General features: G+C 61.9%; 17 protein-coding genes. 13 read left to right on the top strand and 4 right to left on the bottom strand.

What is annotated here, in order from left to right:
• Window positions 1-26: 26 nt before the first annotated feature.
• The 4 genes from AKN83_RS34630 to AKN83_RS34615 all read right to left on the bottom strand — a co-directional run bounded on the left by AKN83_RS34630 (window position 27) and on the right by AKN83_RS34615 (window position 4,798).
• Window positions 27-1,427 (bottom strand): L-serine ammonia-lyase, encoded by a 1,401-nt coding sequence (locus tag AKN83_RS34630; protein WP_050400771.1) that lies wholly within the window; start codon window positions 1,425-1,427, stop codon window positions 27-29.
• Window positions 1,424-2,593 carry a M20 aminoacylase family protein gene (locus AKN83_RS34625; RefSeq protein WP_050400712.1) on the bottom strand — a complete coding sequence of 390 codons (1,170 nt, stop codon included), beginning with the start codon at window positions 2,591-2,593 and terminating at the stop codon, window positions 1,424-1,426. Before AKN83_RS34625 ends, AKN83_RS34630 begins: the two co-directional genes overlap by 4 nt.
• Before the next feature lie 23 nt (window positions 2,594-2,616).
• On the bottom strand, window positions 2,617-3,966 hold the full coding sequence (locus AKN83_RS34620) for a DUF3100 domain-containing protein (RefSeq protein WP_050400713.1): 1,350 nt from the start codon (window positions 3,964-3,966) through the stop codon (window positions 2,617-2,619).
• A gap of 238 nt (window positions 3,967-4,204) precedes the next feature.
• The gene (locus AKN83_RS34615; protein ID WP_050400714.1) at window positions 4,205-4,798 is read right to left on the bottom strand and encodes a GNAT family N-acetyltransferase; all 594 of its coding nucleotides are present in this window, start codon (window positions 4,796-4,798) and stop codon (window positions 4,205-4,207) included.
• Window positions 4,799-4,995: 197 nt separating this feature from the next.
• On the opposite strand from AKN83_RS34615, the gene AKN83_RS34610 reads away from it, so the two are divergent.
• The 13 genes from AKN83_RS34610 to AKN83_RS34565 all read left to right on the top strand — a co-directional run bounded on the left by AKN83_RS34610 (window position 4,996) and on the right by AKN83_RS34565 (window position 16,700).
• The gene (locus AKN83_RS34610; RefSeq protein WP_050400715.1) at window positions 4,996-6,603 is read left to right on the top strand and encodes an AMP-binding protein; all 1,608 of its coding nucleotides are present in this window, start codon (window positions 4,996-4,998) and stop codon (window positions 6,601-6,603) included.
• Between the two features lie 174 nt (window positions 6,604-6,777).
• Window positions 6,778-6,972, top strand: coding sequence for a hypothetical protein (locus AKN83_RS34605; protein ID WP_050400716.1), 195 nt, complete (start codon window positions 6,778-6,780; stop codon window positions 6,970-6,972).
• Between the two features lie 210 nt (window positions 6,973-7,182).
• Entirely contained in the window at window positions 7,183-7,320 is a 138-nt protein-coding gene (locus AKN83_RS41540; RefSeq protein ID WP_244522203.1) for a hypothetical protein, read from the top strand.
• A gap of 102 nt (window positions 7,321-7,422) precedes the next feature.
• The gene (locus AKN83_RS34600; RefSeq protein ID WP_244522202.1) at window positions 7,423-8,226 is read left to right on the top strand and encodes a 3-hydroxyacyl-CoA dehydrogenase NAD-binding domain-containing protein; all 804 of its coding nucleotides are present in this window, start codon (window positions 7,423-7,425) and stop codon (window positions 8,224-8,226) included.
• 152 nt (window positions 8,227-8,378) lie between these two features.
• Window positions 8,379-8,681, top strand: coding sequence for a hypothetical protein (locus tag AKN83_RS40200; protein ID WP_157113704.1), 303 nt, complete (start codon window positions 8,379-8,381; stop codon window positions 8,679-8,681).
• Between the two features lie 33 nt (window positions 8,682-8,714).
• Window positions 8,715-8,843, top strand: coding sequence for a zinc-binding dehydrogenase (locus AKN83_RS42165; protein ID WP_083992373.1), 129 nt, complete (start codon window positions 8,715-8,717; stop codon window positions 8,841-8,843).
• 584 nt (window positions 8,844-9,427) lie between these two features.
• Window positions 9,428-10,174, top strand: coding sequence for a Crp/Fnr family transcriptional regulator (locus AKN83_RS34595; RefSeq protein WP_050400772.1), 747 nt, complete (start codon window positions 9,428-9,430; stop codon window positions 10,172-10,174).
• An 879-nt stretch (window positions 10,175-11,053) separates the two neighbouring features.
• Window positions 11,054-12,064, top strand: a complete 1,011-nt coding sequence (coxB, locus tag AKN83_RS34590; protein ID WP_050400719.1) for a cytochrome c oxidase subunit II — start codon at window positions 11,054-11,056, stop codon at window positions 12,062-12,064.
• Between the two features lie 2 nt (window positions 12,065-12,066).
• Complete coding sequence (ctaD, locus tag AKN83_RS34585) at window positions 12,067-13,974, top strand: cytochrome c oxidase subunit I (RefSeq protein ID WP_050400720.1); 1,908 nt, start codon at window positions 12,067-12,069, stop codon at window positions 13,972-13,974.
• On the top strand, window positions 13,971-14,570 hold the full coding sequence (locus tag AKN83_RS34580) for a cytochrome c oxidase subunit 3 (RefSeq protein ID WP_050400721.1): 600 nt from the start codon (window positions 13,971-13,973) through the stop codon (window positions 14,568-14,570). The genes ctaD and AKN83_RS34580 overlap by 4 nt, the downstream gene beginning before the upstream one ends.
• Window positions 14,567-14,920, top strand: a complete 354-nt coding sequence (locus AKN83_RS34575; protein ID WP_050400722.1) for a Rossmann-fold NAD(P)-binding domain-containing protein — start codon at window positions 14,567-14,569, stop codon at window positions 14,918-14,920. The genes AKN83_RS34580 and AKN83_RS34575 overlap by 4 nt, the downstream gene beginning before the upstream one ends.
• A complete protein-coding gene (locus tag AKN83_RS34570) occupies window positions 14,908-15,840 on the top strand; it encodes a cytochrome c oxidase assembly protein (RefSeq protein WP_050400723.1) in 933 nt (310 codons plus the stop codon). The genes AKN83_RS34575 and AKN83_RS34570 overlap by 13 nt, the downstream gene beginning before the upstream one ends.
• A gap of 104 nt (window positions 15,841-15,944) precedes the next feature.
• Window positions 15,945-16,700, top strand: a complete 756-nt coding sequence (locus AKN83_RS34565) for a heme-binding protein (protein ID WP_050400773.1) — start codon at window positions 15,945-15,947, stop codon at window positions 16,698-16,700.
• Window positions 16,701-16,818: the final 118 nt, after the last annotated feature.

The following is a 16,818-nucleotide window of genomic DNA, read 5'->3' as shown; positions in this document are numbered from 1 at the left end:
TGTCTCGCCTGCTGCCGTGCTCCTGGTCAGCATTCCACGACGTTGACCGCGAGCCCACCCAACGACGTCTCCTTGTATTTGGACTTCATGTCCTCGCCGGTCTGCAGCATCGTCTTGATGACGGCGTCAAGCGAGACATAGTGCTTGCCGTCGCCACGCAGCGCCATTCGGGCGGCGTTGATGGCCTTGACCGCGCCCATTGCATTACGCTCGATGCAAGGGATCTGCACCAGGCCTCCAACGGGATCGCAAGTGAGCCCGAGGTTGTGCTCCATCCCGATCTCGGCAGCGTTCTCGACCTGGGCCGGCACACCGCCGAGCACGGCCGTCAGGCCGCCTGCAGCCATCGAGCAGGCAACGCCGACCTCGCCCTGACAGCCAACTTCCGCCCCGGAGATCGAGGCATTCGCCTTGTAGAGCATGCCGATCGCAGCCGCGGTGAGCAGGAAAGTCACGACGCCGTCGTCGGTCGCGCCCGGACAGAACTTGACGTAGTAGTGCAGCACCGCCGGGATCACGCCGGCGGCGCCGTTGGTCGGCGCAGTCACGATCCGTCCGCGCGCCGCATTCTCCTCATTCACCGCCATTGCGAAGGCGTTGACCCAATCCATCGCCGCCAGCGGATCGACGCTCTCAGTGTCGCTGTTGCGAGCCGACAGTTCGCGGTAGAGAGCCGGTGCGCGACGGCGAATGTTCAGCGGCCCAGGCAACGGTTCGGCCGCGCCGGCGTTGTCGATGCCGAAGCCGCGGTCGACGCATTGCTTCATCGTCTCCCAGATCTTCAGGAGGCCGGCACGGACGTCTGCGTCTGTGCGATGAACGCACTCATTCGCCAGCACCATGTCGGCGATCGAGCGGCCGCTCGACTGCGCGCGTGCGACCAGCTCGGCGCCGGTGCCGAACGGATACGGCCAAATCGGAAGCTCGCCGCCTGCACCGCCGGCTGCATCGCCCAGGCCGCGCTCGATCACGAAACCGCCGCCGATCGAGAAGTAATAGCGTTCCGCCAGCGGACTGCCGTCGGGCGCGAACGCCACAAGGCGAATTCCGTTGGGGTGTTCCGGCAGCGCACTGTCAGGCTGGAAAATGATATCGCGCCCGCGCCGGAACGGGATCGGGTGAAGGTTGAGCAGCCGCAACTCGCCGGAACGCCGGATCTCCGCAAGCTGCGGCGCTACGTCGGCCGGATCGATCGTATCGGGTTTTTCACCGAGCAAGCCGAGGATCACGCCGAGATCGGTCGCATGCCCTCGCCCTGTCGCGCCCAACGAGCCGTAGAGATCGGCACTGACCCGCACCGTCTTCGAAAGCAGGCCATCGCGCTCCAGCGCACGGACGAATTGTCCGGCCGCGCGCATCGGCCCCACCGTATGCGAACTCGAGGGGCCGATGCCGATCTTGAAGATGTCGAAGACCGAAAGCATCAGGCGGCGGGCAATTGTTGCTTCACGAGCTCGACCCAATAGGCGGCGCCGAGCGGCAGGATGGCGTCGTTGAAATCGTAATACGGATTGTGCAGCGGCGGATCGTTGGCGCTCTCGCCCGCGCCGATGCAGATGTAGGCGCCGGGACGCTCCTGCAGCATGAAAGCGAAATCCTCCGATCCCATCGCCGGCTTGATGTCGGTTTGCACCTGCTCGACACCGACGAGATTCGCGGCGGCCGAGGCTGCGGCATCGGTTTCGGCAGGTGTGTTGATCACGCCCGGATAGCCTCTCATGTAGCGCAGATCGATCCTTGCGCCATGGGTTTGTGCCACGCCGGTGCAGACCTGCTTCATGGCGGCCTCGACCTGATCCTGTATCCCGGCGTCCAGCGTTCTGACCGTGCCGCGCAATGTGACGATTTCAGGTACCACGTTCCAGGTGTCGCCGCCATGGATCTGGGTGACGCTCACGACGGCGGCGTCCATTGCGCCGATACGGCGGCTCACGATGCCTTGCAGCGCCGAGACGAGATCGGCCGACACCAGGATCGAGTCGATGCCCTTCTCCGGTGTCGCGGCATGGCATCCGCTCCCGGTCACGACGATCTCGAACGTATCGAGGAAGGCAGTCGCAATGCCGGTCCGGATCGCAAATTTTCCTCGCGGGATATTCGGAATATTGTGCATCCCGTAGACCGCATCGGCCGGAAACAACTTGAACAGCCCTTCCTCGACCATCTTCTTGCCGCCGCCTTCATTCTCCTCGGCGGGCTGGAAAACGAAATGGACGGTGCCGCGGAACGGCCGGTGACGGGCGAGCTGGACTGCAGCTCCGAGCAGCATTGTGGTGTGGCCATCATGGCCACAGCCGTGCATCTTGCCGGTACGGGTTGACTTGTGCGCGCGGTCTCCGAGTTCCTGAAGATCAAGCGCGTCCATGTCGGCGCGCAGCGCGATCGTCGGACCTTCGCCGTTCTTCAGCGTTCCAACCACCCCAGTGCCGCCGAGGCCGCGATGGACCGGAATCTGCATCTCCATCAGCGCATCTGCCACGAGCCGGGCGGTGCGGTGCTCCTGAAACGCGGTCTCGGGGTTGGCGTGGATGTCATGACGCCAATCCAGCATCCGGGCACAGATATCGTCGGCGATTCCAAACTTCTCTGACATGCGTTGGTCCACCTGTTCGTTGGTTAGCGATGGAAGAATTCGGCGATCATCGTCGCGCCGAGGAACGTGCCTGCGGCGGCCGTCAGCGAGACCACCACGATACGCCAGCTCAGCCTCCTGAAGATCGGAAGATCCTTGGCAACCGAGAAGCCGGCGAGCGTCAGCACGGGGGTCGTGAAGGCGAGGAAGTTCAACTTGTCGACCGAGCCGATCATGGCGTTGGAGAACGGCAGCAGGCCGGGAATGCCAAGCACAGTGGTGACCGCGACCAGGATCAGGATGTGTGGCACTTTCGGCAGCAGACGGGCAAGCACGTCGACCAGCAGCACGACTGCGAGCACGATCAGCAGACCCGCCCCCGATTGCAGCAGCGGCACCCTGTAGGTAAGCGAATTGCCGATCAGGACACCGCCCGCGATGGTGATCCAGGCGAGCAGCGAGTCAGAGAAGCCGAACGTGCCATGCTTTGTCTCGCCGGCACTGGCGATGGAGGGTCCGAGGTCTCCCGACGAGAAGGTCGAGAACCGACCGAGCACGGGTTCCAGCCTGTCATACAGCCAGGAGCACACTGGCAGCGAGAAGAGCAGGGCGAAATAGAAGCCGAGGACGGCGGTCATCAGGTTCGCCGCCGAGGCAATCGCAATCAGTTCCTTCGCCATCTCGGGCGGGTTGTGGCCGTTGATGGTGCCGATCGCGGCCGCCATCATGCTGCCCGAGCCGACGCCCGCCCCCATCGCGAGCGACCGCGGATCGAAGATGTGCAGGCTAGCGACGAAGCCGGCCAGCAGCGCGATGAACAGCGCACCGAGCACGGTGCCGGTGATGTACTCGGCCAGCACGCCGCGCCCCTCGGCGGAGTTCATGCCGTATTTCTCGCCGATGATCACCATGTTGCCTTCACGGCCGATCGAGAAGGTCGCGCCGACCGCTTCGCGCTTGACGCCGAGCAGGAGCGCGATCGGCAGGCCGAGCATCAGCGTGCCGAAGGTGTGCCCGAGCTCCTGGAAGATCAACGCCCAGCCGGCCTTCTGCACCTCCGGCAGCGCGCCGCCGACCGTGAAAGCCATCTTGATCACGAAGAGCAGCAGGCCTGCGTTGAGCAGCTGTCCCGCGTAGGTCTGCAGGCCGGGCCCGATCCGCATGGCAGCAGGCAGAAAACGCGCCGCGAGGCCCCACGCGGCCGCGATCAGCAGCGCCCATACCATCGGCTGAAGCAGCACCTTGCCCGGACCGATCTGGAACTGGACGATCCCGATCGTCTCGGCGACGGCAACGATGATGAGGACGGCGACGAATAGCGCAAGCCTGCCGTGAGCCGCAGGATCGACCGCCTGGGCAGGAAGGTCTGCGGAAGGAGAAGAGGTCGACGTCATAGTGCTGGACACCTCCAGAAGATGATTGCGAGGCAATGCGGTGAACCAACTTGCCCGCGCAGCATCGGCGAGAAGGCGCCTTGCATCAATGATCGTGGCATCCCATTTCCGTTGCATTTTTTGCAACACTGGCCGAACGAAAATCGGCCGGGCGAAAGCCGGTGTGACCACGATCGTTGCCGTCATGGATACGAGCGGCGCGAGGATGGCCAAGCCGTTCCTCGGGTAAGCCCCCGTGCTAGTCGATCGCTCCGGACGATCCGCCCGCTTCGAGCTTCTGCACATCCGCCACGTTGACGCCAAGCACGACGATGTCGTGTGTCCCGCCCTTGAGGTCTTTCACCTGATCGCGCAGCAACGCCTCGGCACGGAAGCCGAGCGCTTCGAAAATCGCGATCGCGCGGGTCTGGTCGGATGTCATCTGCACGGTCAGGCGCTCGAGGCTCATCGACAGCGCGAGGTCAAATGCCTCATTGGACAGTGCCCGTCCGATGCCGCTGCCGCGCACATGCGAGGAGATCACGGTCCTGATCTCGCCGACATGGGCCGACCATGACATGAGGTCCCGCACGATCGTGCCGCATCCCACCACCAAGTCATCCTTGACCACCAGCAGGCTGACGATTGAGCCCCGCTCGATCTCCTTGATCCACGCCGAGAGCACCTTCGGCTCGCGGATATTCCGCGGCAGGAACAGCATGTCGTGCACGGCAAGCGCGTTGGCAAATTTCAGGACTGCGGCCTCGTCGGCAGGCCCCATCAGCCGAAACTCGACGTCCCCGCTCTCGAAGTTGACGCGACGCGGATAGGATCGCATCTTGGTATTCCTCATGCAGATCGCTCACTCAATCCGAAATCCAGACTTCACCGCAACCACCTGGCGGGGATCGCGGCGCTGTTCCCGCCTGTCCTGCACGCTGGAGCCAGATCAGGCAAGCCGAGTGTAGCAATGTCCTAATATAACTCCTGAAACGGCCCGTTTGCACCTTTCCGTCTCGATATGAGCACATAAGCCTGGCGGCAATGACCATGGGCGCTGCCAACGACGACCTCGAACGACCGCTGCATGAAATGCTGCGGAGACATGCCTGTGAGAGACCGGAGAAACCGGCCTGCATCTGGTATGGCCGCGCCATCACGTTCCTCGAGCTCGACCGCGCGAGTGATGCATTCGCGGCGCGCCTGCAACAGCTCGGCGTCGCCAAGGGCGAGCCGGTCGCACTGTTCATGAACAATTGTCCGCAATACCTGATGGCGCAATTCGGCATCCAGAAGATCGGCGCCGTTGCCTCGCCCTGCGGGGCGCTGAACAAGGGGCACGAACTCGCCTACCAGCTCGACGATCTCGGCGCGCGCGTGATCGTCGCGGCCGAACCGCTATTGCCGATCGTAGGTCAGGTCCGCGACAAGACGAAGCTCGAGCATGTCTTCGTGGTCCGCTACCCGGACCTGCTGCCCGAGCGGCCATCGATCGGCGTTCCCGATGAATTGTTCGCATCGGGCTCCGCGCCGATCGATGCGGCCGGCGAAACCGAGGACTTTCTCGCCGTCGCCGCCAGCGGCGCGTCGCCCCGCGATGTCGCGATCGACATGAACGATACCGCGCTGATGATCTACACGTCGGGCAGCACGGGTCGGCCCAAGGGCGCGATGCTGTCCTATCGCAACGTCATCTTCAAGACGGCCGCGACCGTGAACTGCAACGGGATCGGGACCGATGACATCCTGCTCTCGATCGCGCCGCTTTATCATATCGCCGGCATGGTGATGGGCGTGAATGCACCGGTCTACGCCGGCGCGACGTCTGTGTTGCTGTACCGGTTCGACCCGCTGGTGACGGCGCAGGCGATCGATCGCTATCAGGTGAGCTGGTGGTACAGCGTGGCTCCGATGAACGTCGCGATCACCCAGCTCCCGAACATTTCCGACTTCGCTCTGAGGAGCCTCCGCGTCAATCCCGTGACCAGTTTCGGCATCGACTGGACCGAAGCGCTTGCCAGGCAATGGCAGGCCATCGCGCCGAACTGCGAGAGCTTCGAAGCGGCGTACGGGTTGACCGAGACCCATACAGTCGACACCTTCATGCCGCGCACTTCGGTTCGCTGGGGTACCCATGGCAGGCCGGTACCCGGCAACGAGATCCGGATCGTCGATCCCGACTCCGGCGCAGACAAGCCAGCGGACGTTCCTGGCGAAATCGTGATCCGCGGCCCGGGCGTATTCAAAGGCTACCGCAATCGTCCCGATGCGACCGCCGAGGCGCTGCGCAATGGCTGGCTGCACACCGGCGACATGGGCCGCCTCGATGCCGATGGCTATCTGACCTTCATGGGACGCTTCAAGGAGATGATTAAGGTCTCCGGGTACAGTGTCTTCCCGGAAGAGGTCGAGTCGATACTGAACAAGCACCCCGACGTGACGGCGTCAGCCGTGATCGGCGTGCCCGACGCAACGAAAGGCGAGGTGGTCAAGGCCTTCGTCATCCTGGCTCCGCGCGCCGAACTGGACACAGCCCAGCTGGTGGCATGGGCGCGCCAGAACATGGCGCCCTACAAGGTGCCACGCGAAGTCAGCTTTGTTACCGAGTTGCCGCGCTCACCGGCCGGCAAGCTGTTGCGGCGGCTGCTCAAGGACTGACGCTGGAGCGAACCGCCCCCGACCGGCGGACCGCGCCAGCCAGAATTGTCGATCGGCCTTGTCCCAAAATCACTCCCTGGTCCGACAGCACCTTTTCAGGAATCGATGCCCATGTTGGACATCTCATTTTGATCCCGGCGATTCATCGATAAAGTGCAAATTGCAGCCTGCGACATGTTCAGTCACGACGACGAATGCTCGAGCATCAAGTACCAGCGACGCATGAAACGGATGATCGAAGCGCTCAGAGGAGAACTGACGCTGCAAGGCATTATCGGTCAGGGGACGACCACGGACCTGCGGGTCGACATTGTGAGCCTGGCCGAAACCGCACTTGTGGTGTGTGACTTCGATAAAGTCGCGGACTGACGCGTAATCTGGGCAGAATGAATGAGCCGATCCGGGAGGCATCGGCCTCGCGCTGGACGCTACGGGGAACGGGATGTTCGTGACGGATCTCGCCGGCTTGCTCTATGTCGCGGATCTCGATGGCGCCGGCAAGCGCACGATTCTTGCTGCCCAGGGCAATCTCACCGGCGTCGCCTACGCTGAACTCTAGAAATCGCATTGGAGAACGACATGACCAGCGACAAGACCATTCACCGTATTGCCATCATCGAAACCGGCGTGATCGGCGCGAGCTGGCCGCACAGTTCCTCGCCAAGGGACTTCAGGTCGTTGCGACGGACATTGCGCCCGACGCGGAGGTCGCGCTGAGGCAGTTCGTGAAGGCTGCGTGGCCGGCGCTCGAACGGCTTGGCCTCTCGCCCGGAGCATCGCAATCGAACCTCACATTGACCGCCGATCTCGCCCGAAGCGTTGACAGGCGTCGATCTTGTCCAGGAGAATGGGCCGGAACGGCTTGACTTCAAGCAGAAGCTATACAAGCAGCTCGACGAGCTGTTGCCGCCTGACGTGATCATCGCGTCGAGCTCGTCCGGACTCAAGATGAGCGACATCCAGTCGGCCGTCGCGTCGCATCCGGAGCGCTGCGTCATCGGCCACCCCTTCAATCCGCCGCAACTGATTCCGCTGGTTGAGGTGGTCGGCGGGGCGAAGACCTCGGAAGCGACAATCCAGCGCGCGATTACTTTCTACAAGTCGATCGGGAAGAAAGCGGTACGGCTCAACAAAGAGATGCCGGGCCATGTCGCCAACCGCCTGCAGGGCGCATTGGCGCGTGAGGTCTATTACCTTATCGCCGAAGATGTCCTGAGCGCTGCCGACGTCGACGACGCGCTCTCCTGGGGTCCAGGTCTGCGCTGGGGCATCATGGGCAACATGATGCTCAATCACCTCGGCGGAGGCCCCGGCGGCACCGAGCACTTCTTTCAGCAATTCGCTGGCCCGATGACCACTTCGTGGAAGAGCCTCGGCTCGCCGGTGCTCACACCGGAGCTCCAAACGAAGCTCGTCGACGGCGTCCATGCGGAGGTCGGATCGCGCACCATCGAGGAGCTCGAAGCCGAGAGGGACGAGATTTTGCTTGGTCTCCTTGAGCTGCGCGCCAAGCGTTCGGAGAGATCTCTCCCTACCAGGTCGAGACCGATTATCGAGCCCGGCGAGGACTTCAATAGCTCACAGGATTGCGACGACGTATTTGGCGCACCGCCTTCGCTTTGATGAAGGCAATCTAGACGTCTTCGCTGAGTGAAAGGCGACACTGTGTGGTGAAATGCCTCTGAGACTCCGGACGTGCCTCTATCCGGGTAGCGGCATGATGAGATTATCACGGAGGGCGTAAGGACAACTTCGAGGAGCTGACATACGTTAACATGTCAATGTCGATGAGCCGAACCGAAAACGTGCCGAAGCACGGGTGGTTAGACTTTATCGTTCGTCACCTCGGTCTGGCACTGCGTGGGGCCGGCGAAAAGTTTCGCAAAGCAGCTGATGCTGCCGACGAGAAGAGCGTGCTGCTGCCCAGTGTGGCACCGTCCCCCTTCCGCTACCGCCCCCTCAAGGGTATCGGCGTCTACGATAAGGACAAAAAAGAGCACTCCGGCGCGCCGCCTGAGCCGCGAAGGGATACGGCGTCCTCTTCGGCACGGCTCGAATGTGCGATGATTACATATTAGTTGCGGGTGATTTGAACCTGCGAAGCTAACTTATTGATATTGCTTGGAGGCAAGCTAAAGCCCCACATTCAGGCAACCTTCCCGCTCGAGCAGGCAGCCGAAGCGCTTGCGAGCGTCGAGCGCGGCCATACGGCCGGCAACGTCGTGCTAACTTGTGCCTAAACGGAGCAAGCGATGAATTTACCTGATCGACGCTCCGTGCTCGCCGCCGCAGCCGCGTTCGGTGCGACCACGGCGGCCTCAGCCCAAAGCAGCGAGCCTATCATCGGCAACAAGGGCGCGACCATTATGGTCGACTTGGCCCGGAGTTCCGCTGACCGACGGGGAGCAACGGAAATTTGGTACTGGCCGAAGCGGGCCACGCGCAGGAACAAAGCAGCTCACTAGCGATCAGGGAACTGGTGAATGCTCCGATCCTGCCAAGTCTCGTTTCATTCACCGAGCCAAAGTCCCAGTGCGGCCCCACCGGCAGCGCTGGGACCTTTGTTTGGGGAGAGGCATACTAGAATTCCTCATTCCGTCGACCTCAACTCCAGCGAAGCTGATCCAGGCGGATACCATGACGCTCGCCGATGCCCTGACCGGCGATAGCCGCTCGCTTGCCGGACCGGAACGCCTACATTAAAAAAGCCGGAGGAGCTGGAACTTAGCTGCATTGGGTTTGTTACCCGGCATCATCGGTGATGGCCTGTGGGCGCCGGTGGCTGAGAGACATCTCGTGCTCCCGCCTGCAAAGGGAGCATCTCATGCCGCACCGCAAGCTGATCGCGCGTTTGCTATCCGTTGTTGAGCTCTCGGAGCAGGATCAGGTCCGGCTCCGAGATATGCCTCATTTGATCAAGACATTCCGAGACGGCGACTTCGCTGCACGGCAAGGCGATTCTCCCGTGCATTGCGCAGTCGTGATGAGTGGCTTCCTGTCGCGTCAGAGGATCGTTTCCGATCGCAACCAAATTTCCGCCTTCTATATCCCCGGGGACGTGCCTGATCTCCACACTCTGCATCTGTCGGCAATGGATCATGATCTTTGCAGCGAGGGCGCCTCGACTGTGGCCTTCATACTCCATTCGCATCTCCGGCCAATACTAATGGCCTCTCCCGGGCTGACAAACGCGTTTTGGCGCGAAACCCTCATTCAAGGTGCGATCTACCGAGAATGGGTCGAAAATCTGGGCTCGAGGGCGGCGCTCCCGCGGGTCGCTCATCTGTTCTGCGAGCTCGCCACACGGCTTGAGATGGTAGGCTTGTTCCACAACGGCAGCTTCCATCTTCCCATCACACAACAAGACGTTGCAAACGCCTGCGGCCTCTCAACGGTCCATGTCAATCGCACAATTCAGGAGCTTCGAAAAATGGGCTTGCTCGAATGGCGCGAGCAGATCGTGTCCGTGCTCCGCCGCGACAAGCTCGAGAACGTGGCCGAATTCAGCGCCGAATATCTTCATGCGCTTGAGGCCCCGAAGCCGCACGAGACAATGAGGGCGGCCGAGTGAAGTCGAGCGGCTGGAGTCGTACGTTTTGACTGTTAAAGATGAGGCTGCGCCAGAGAGCCGGGGCTATTCGGCCAGCCGACCCGCTCGCCCCCGAACGACAAAGCCGTGTCCTCACAACACAAAGCCGTGTCCTCACAACCACGCCCTTTATTTGGAGTGATAACGGTTTCTGCTTTTGCAGCACTCCTTGACTCCAGGCTGCGATTTTCTAACTTTTCCCCGTCGGCCCCAGAGCGGGACGGCTACTGGGCGCCACAATCGGGCTCAGGCGAGACGGGCACCGTCGGATCCGGTGCCGCCGTTCATATCGATCTTGCTATGTGAGGATTTGATCAACCCGCGGCATGAGTTGAGGATCTGCAAAGGGCCGGGCACAACCAATTGGCCAGGCGTGGACGCTGTGAAGACGCCGATACGTGCAAAAGACCTGGAGCTGATCGCGCTGCGCGAAATTCGCAGCTTCCCCGGCGGGGAGTACGTCTGCTATCTGGAGGTCGAACCGACGAACGCGGATTGGGGACTTCACGTCACAGTCCGCGACGCACCGATCTGGACCGTGTCCAATACGCGATCCGAGCCACCCCCAACAGGCTAAAGCATCGGTATGAACTCAGAACCGATTGGTAGTCGCCTTGATCGTGGCGCGGTCGACGTAGCCGGTTGAAAAGCCGATAACCATCAGCAGCAGCGTGGTCGCGCCCCGGCCGGCGGCGAGTCGCTCCGAGGATCAAGAGCTCCACAAGATCGATTGCGACGGCTACATCGCATGCAGGAACAAACGTTCGGCCCGGATGATCGCGAGCCGAGCGGCGTAGCCGACATAGGAACCTTTGTAGGAGCCGGCGGTTCGGCCCGAGCAACCAAGCTCAACGAGCACCCATGCCTGCCTGGGTCCGATCCGGCCTTCTCCTCTCCGTCGCGCTGCCGCTCGTTGCTTGCACCGGCTCGCAATCGGCGCTTGACCCGCAAGGTCTCCAATCCGAGCAGATCCGTCACACATTCATGATGTTTCTTGCGGTGTCCGGCATCGTCTGGGCCTGCGTTACCGTCGTTCTCGGCATTGGCCTGTTGCCGCGAAAGCGCATCTCAGACGAGCCGCTCGAACTGCGGCGGCCTTTCGAGACACGAGCCGGGCGTATGATTCTCGGCCTTGGAGCAGCCACCGCGTTGATCGTGCTGGTCCTGTCGTTCGTGAGCTACGCTGGCCAGCGCACGCTGTTTGCCAAGGATCCGAACGCCCTGACGCTCAGGATCGTCGGCCATCAGTGGTGGTGGGAGGTTCATTACGCGGCCGACAGTCCACATAACAGCTTTGCCACGGCCAACGAAATCCGCATTCCCGTCGGCAAGCCGGTCAAGGTGGAGCTCGAATCTGCCGACGTCATCCACAGCTTCTGGGTTCCGAGCCTCACCGGCAAGATGGACCTGATCACCGGACAAACCAACGAGATCCAATTTACGGCGAAAAATCCCGGCATCTATCGCGGCCAATGCGCGGAGTTCTGCGGCTTGCAACACGCCCATATGGCATTCGCGGCAATCGCGCTGCGGCCCGAGGAGTTCGAGCGCTGGCGGGAGCACGAGAACCAGGGCGCAACCAGCCCGACCGACACTCTCGCCAAGCAGGGAGAGCAGCTGTTTCGCGGCCGCGGATGCGCACTGTGTCACACCATCCGTGGCACGCTGGCAGGCGGCCAGCTAGGCCCCGACCTCACCCATGTCGGAAGCCGAACGACGCTAGCGGCCGGGACACTGCCGCAAACGCCGGCAGCGCTGGGAGCCTGGATTGCCGATCCTCAGCACATCAAGCCCGGCAATCTGATGCCTCAAATGCCGCTGCAGTCGGGAGAGCTGATCGCAATCATTCGGTATCTGGAGCAGCTCGAGTGAGCATGGCCGCCGAGCAAAGAGAGATACGGGACGATGCCCTCGATGGGTCGCAACTTGCAGCGCGGTTGGAGAGCATCTGGCGGACGCCATCGGGACTGATCGGCACGCTGATGTCGGTCGATCACAAGATCATCGGCCGGCGCTACATCGTGACGGCATTCGCCTTCCTGTTTCTCGGCGGAATGCTCGCAATTCTGATGCGTATTCAGTTGGCCGGCGCCGAGCAGCGTCTGCTTTCGCCGGATCTCTATAATCAGGTCTTCACGATGCACGGCTCGACGATGATGTTCTTGTTTGCCGTGCCTGTCATGGAAGCCTTCGCGGTCTACCTGGTGCCGCTGATGGTCGGTACGCGCAACATTGCTTTCCCGCGCCTGAATGCCTTCAGCTACTGGATGTTCTTGTTCGGCGGCTGCTTTCTATGGATTTCCTTCGCGTTCAACGTAGGTCCTGACGTCGGTTGGTTCGCCTATACGCCCCTCTCCAGCTTGCAGTTCACACCATCCAAGCGCGCCGACGTCTGGGCCCAGATGATCACCTTTACGGAAGTCGCCGCGCTCGCGGTTGCCGTCGAGATCATCGTCACCGTCTTCAAGCAGCGCGCTCCCGGAATGACGCTTGACCGCATCCCGCTGTTTGTCTGGGCGATGTTGGTTACGGCTTTTCTGATCATGTTTGCGATGCCGTCGATCATGATCGCATCCACCTCTCTGATCCTTGATCGCCTGGTCAGCACCCGCTTCTACGACCCTTCGTCGGGAGGCAATGTGCTGCTGTGGCAGCATCTGTTCTGGTTCTTCGGACATCCGGAGGTCTACATCATCTTCATTCCTGCAACGGGCATGGCGTCAATGATTCTAGCCACCTTCGCACGCCGGCCAGTGATCGGTTATCCCGTGATCGTTCTCTCGCTGATCGCAACGGGATTTCTGTCGTTCGGACTTTGGGTTCACCACATGTTCGTGACGGGACTGCCCCAACTCGGGGCCGGTCTCTTCACGGCGTCAAGCATGTTGATCGCCGTACCGAGCGGCCTGCAGATATTCTGCTGGATCGCAACGCTATGGGACGGTCGCCCGGTATATCGGACGCCGCTGCTGTTCGTACTGGGATTCATCGTGATCTTCGTGATCGGCGGCCTGTCCGGCGTCATGGTGGCGTCGGTGCCGATCGACACCCAAGTCCATGACACCTATTTCGTCGTCGCTCACTTCCATTATGTTCTGATCGGCGGCGCCGTATTCCCGCTGATCGGAGCGGTCTACTACTGGTTTCCCAAGATCTGCGGCCGGATGTTGAGTGAGCGGCTCGGCCATTGGAACTTCTGGCTCGCCTTCTGCGGTTTCAACATTGCGTTTTTCCCAATGCACATCCTCGGCCTGATGGGGATGCCCCGTCGGGTCTACACTTACACGCCCGAGATGGGCTGGGATCGACTGAATCTGCTGTCCAGCGTCGGCGCCGCGATCTTCGCCCTCAGCTTCGCGGTTCTGCTCGCGAATGCGATCTACAGCCTCCGCAAGGGAACGCTGGCCCACGACAACCCATGGGGTGCGTCCACTCTGGAGTGGGCGACGGCATCTCCCCCGCCACCCCAGAATTTCGATCGTATTCCTGCCGTCACTCATCGCGATCCACTATGGGCGGACTCCAACACGTTGCCGGTCATTGCAGGCCTCAGTGCGGAGCGCCGCGAAGTGTTGCTAACTTCGCTGGCCGAGGCCGAGCCGCAGATCCGCGAAGCGTCGCCCGAACCCAGCATCTGGCCGTTGCTCACCGCCATCGCGACGACGATCTTCTTCATCGGTTCGATCTTCACGCCGTGGGCCGTGATGTGGGGAACGCCGCCGATGGCGATTACCCTGATCGGCTGGTTCTGGCCGACCGGCAGCAAAGAGGACGAGGAATGAAGCAGAGCGTCGTGCGCAACGTCGGAGAGCTGCCGACCTTTGGCTTCGGCCCGCAAAGCGGACCCTGGTGGGGGGCGATGAGCTTCATGGCGCTGGAAGGCATGGGCTTCGCCATCGCGATCGGCGCCTATCTCTATCTCTATGCCGTCAACCCGACTTGGCCGATCGGGGCTTTGCCGCCTGATCTCTGGCCCGGAACGGCGGAGACCATCATCTTCCTGCTCAGCATCATCCCCAACCAGTATACCAATCGCGTCGCGCATCGGCAGGATCTTCACAAGGTGCGTGTCTGGCTCGTTGTCATGTCACTTATCGGCATCGTGCTGCTGATCTTGCGCGGCTTCGAGTTCGCCCACCTCAACACCCGCTGGGACAACTCTGCTTATGGTTCAGTTGTCTGGCTGATCCTTGGTCTCCACACCACGCATCTTGCGACCGATCTCGGCGACACGATCGTGCTTGCCGTCCTGATGTTCACAGCACATGCCAAGCCGCGCCGCTTCAGTGACGTGACCGACAACGTGTTCTACTGGAACTTTGTCGTGATCGCGTGGCTGCCGCTCTATGTGTTGCTCGATTGGGTGCCACGGCTATGACCATCAATGAAAGCAATGCCAGATTGACCTATTGGGCAGGCGTAGCGCTCGGACCCGCCGCCTGGGCCGCCAACCTACAGGGCGTCTACGCCATCACCCATCTGGCGTGCGAGAAGGCGAAGTGGGGCGGCATCGCCTTGAGCACCCTTCTGGTACTCGGTGCGCTGGCCGGCGCCGTGATTTCGGCGCGCGCGATTCGCCGCCGTGCCGGGATCGAATGGAACGACACCGCAGGCGGTGGTCCCAGAGCTTTCTTGGCCTGGCTCGGGGTGGGTACCGGCGTGCTGTTCGCGCTTGTGATCGCCGATCAACTCCTTGCCGCGGTCGTGATCAGCCCATGTTTGCGTTGAGTCTGCTGCTGCCGCTTCTCGCACTGCTGCCTGCGTCGGCTTCAGCGCATGGTCTGGCAAACGTGTCGGATCCGACTGCGCTGTGGAGCTACGATCCCTGGCTGCTGGTGCCGCTCTACCTGGCAGGTATTGCATTTTATGTCGGGACACAGCGGCTTTGGCGGAGCGCCGGCGGCGGACGCGGCGTCACATACCGGAAGGTGGCGGCATTCTGGTCAGGATGGCTGGTCATCGCGCTCGCCTTGACTTCTCCGCTTCATTGGCTCGGCGAGCGCCTGTTCACGGCGCACATGATCGAGCACGAACTTTTGATGCTGGTTGCCGCTCCGCTGATCGCCTACGCCCGGACCAACGGTCCGCTGCTGTGGAGCCTACCGTCATCTTTTCGGCCTGCCGGCCGTCTGATGACCACGGCGCCGCTGGCGACGTTATGGGCGTTTCTCAGTCATCCGGTGAGCGCGACCACCTTGCACGGGCTGGCTCTATGGATTTGGCACGCGCCGCCACTTTATGCGCTCGCGCTCGAGAATATTGCAATCCACCGCCTGCAGCACCTCAGCTTCTTTGCAACCGCCCTGCTGTTCTGGTGGGTGTTGCTCTACGGACGCGGGAGAGGACGCGGCGAACGAATGCGTGACGGCATCGGCATTGCCTGTCTCTTCATCACCGTTCTGCATTCCGGCGTGCTGGGTGCCCTCCTGACCCTGTCGACACATGTCTGGATACCGAGCCAGAGCGCACTCGCGGGCGACCTCGGTCTGTCGCCACTTGAGGATCAGCAACTCGCCGGAATTCTAATGTGGGTGCCGATGGGCATTCTCTATACCGGCGCAGCCTTGTTTTTCGCCTATCGCTGGCTGACCGAGTGCCAATCGGCCACCGGCGCCAGCATACTCCGCGATGTGCGCCCGGCCGGTTAGGAACCGCAGCTTTACTTCGAACGTTCGCGGTCGATAGTCCCCACAACGTCTTCTCTCGCGGAGGATACGTGAACAAGCTCTGGACAGGGGCATTGGCCCTATCGATCGCCGGTCTTCAGCTCTCGAGACCGTCCGCCGCCCAAGACCCCTCCCAAGGGTCCAGCGCATCCTGCCCTGTCGATCACGACCATCTGGCCGATATCCTGAAGAAAAGCGTCAAGCCTTCGGGCGGACCGAGCAATGGCGGGCTCGACAATCATGAATGGGCCGCGGTGGTCAACCGGCAGGGTGTCGTCTGCGCCGTCGCATTCAGCGGTACCAAGGCTGACGATCAATGGCCGGGCAGCCGCGCGATCGCTGCGGAGAAGGCCAACACCGCGAATGCATTCAGCCTGAAGAACAAGGCGATGGCGACCGCAAATCTCTACACCGGAGCACAACCCGGGGGCTTTCTGTTCGGCGCAGCGTCGAGTAACCCGCCGATTCCGGACACGATCTACGGGGGCCAAAGCCAGGATTTCGGGACGCAGCATGATCCGATGGTCGGCAAGCAGGTCGGCGGTGTCATCGTCTTCGGTGGCGGATTGGCGCTCTACGACGGCAATGGCATTGGCGGCGCGATTGGCGTCAGCGGCGACAGTTCGTGTGCGGACCATAATGTCGCCTGGCGCGTGCGCCACCTTCTCGGCCTCGATCACGTGCCAGCCGGCGTCAGTCCCAATATGAAGGACGCGATCATCTACGATATCGGACCGGACGGGAAGAGCCCCTCCGGTTTCGGTCACCCGAAGTGCGACGGCAAGGAAGACCAGATCGCAGTCGATCTCGGCGCGGGCGTGTCAGGGAGCGTCGTGCGCTAGCGGGCGGACAAGCCTTTTGGAACCAAGCCAAAGCGCAACGTTTGTACGTCGGTGACCGGCAACGCGACGCGGCACCGGCCGCCGTGGAGACTTTCACCTATGTTAAACCGGAACTACC

This window comes from Bradyrhizobium embrapense, from assembly GCF_001189235.2.
In the GTDB taxonomy this organism is placed as follows: Bacteria; Pseudomonadota; Alphaproteobacteria; order Rhizobiales; family Xanthobacteraceae; genus Bradyrhizobium; species Bradyrhizobium embrapense.
This window is presented reverse-complemented; position numbering and strand designations above follow the sequence as displayed.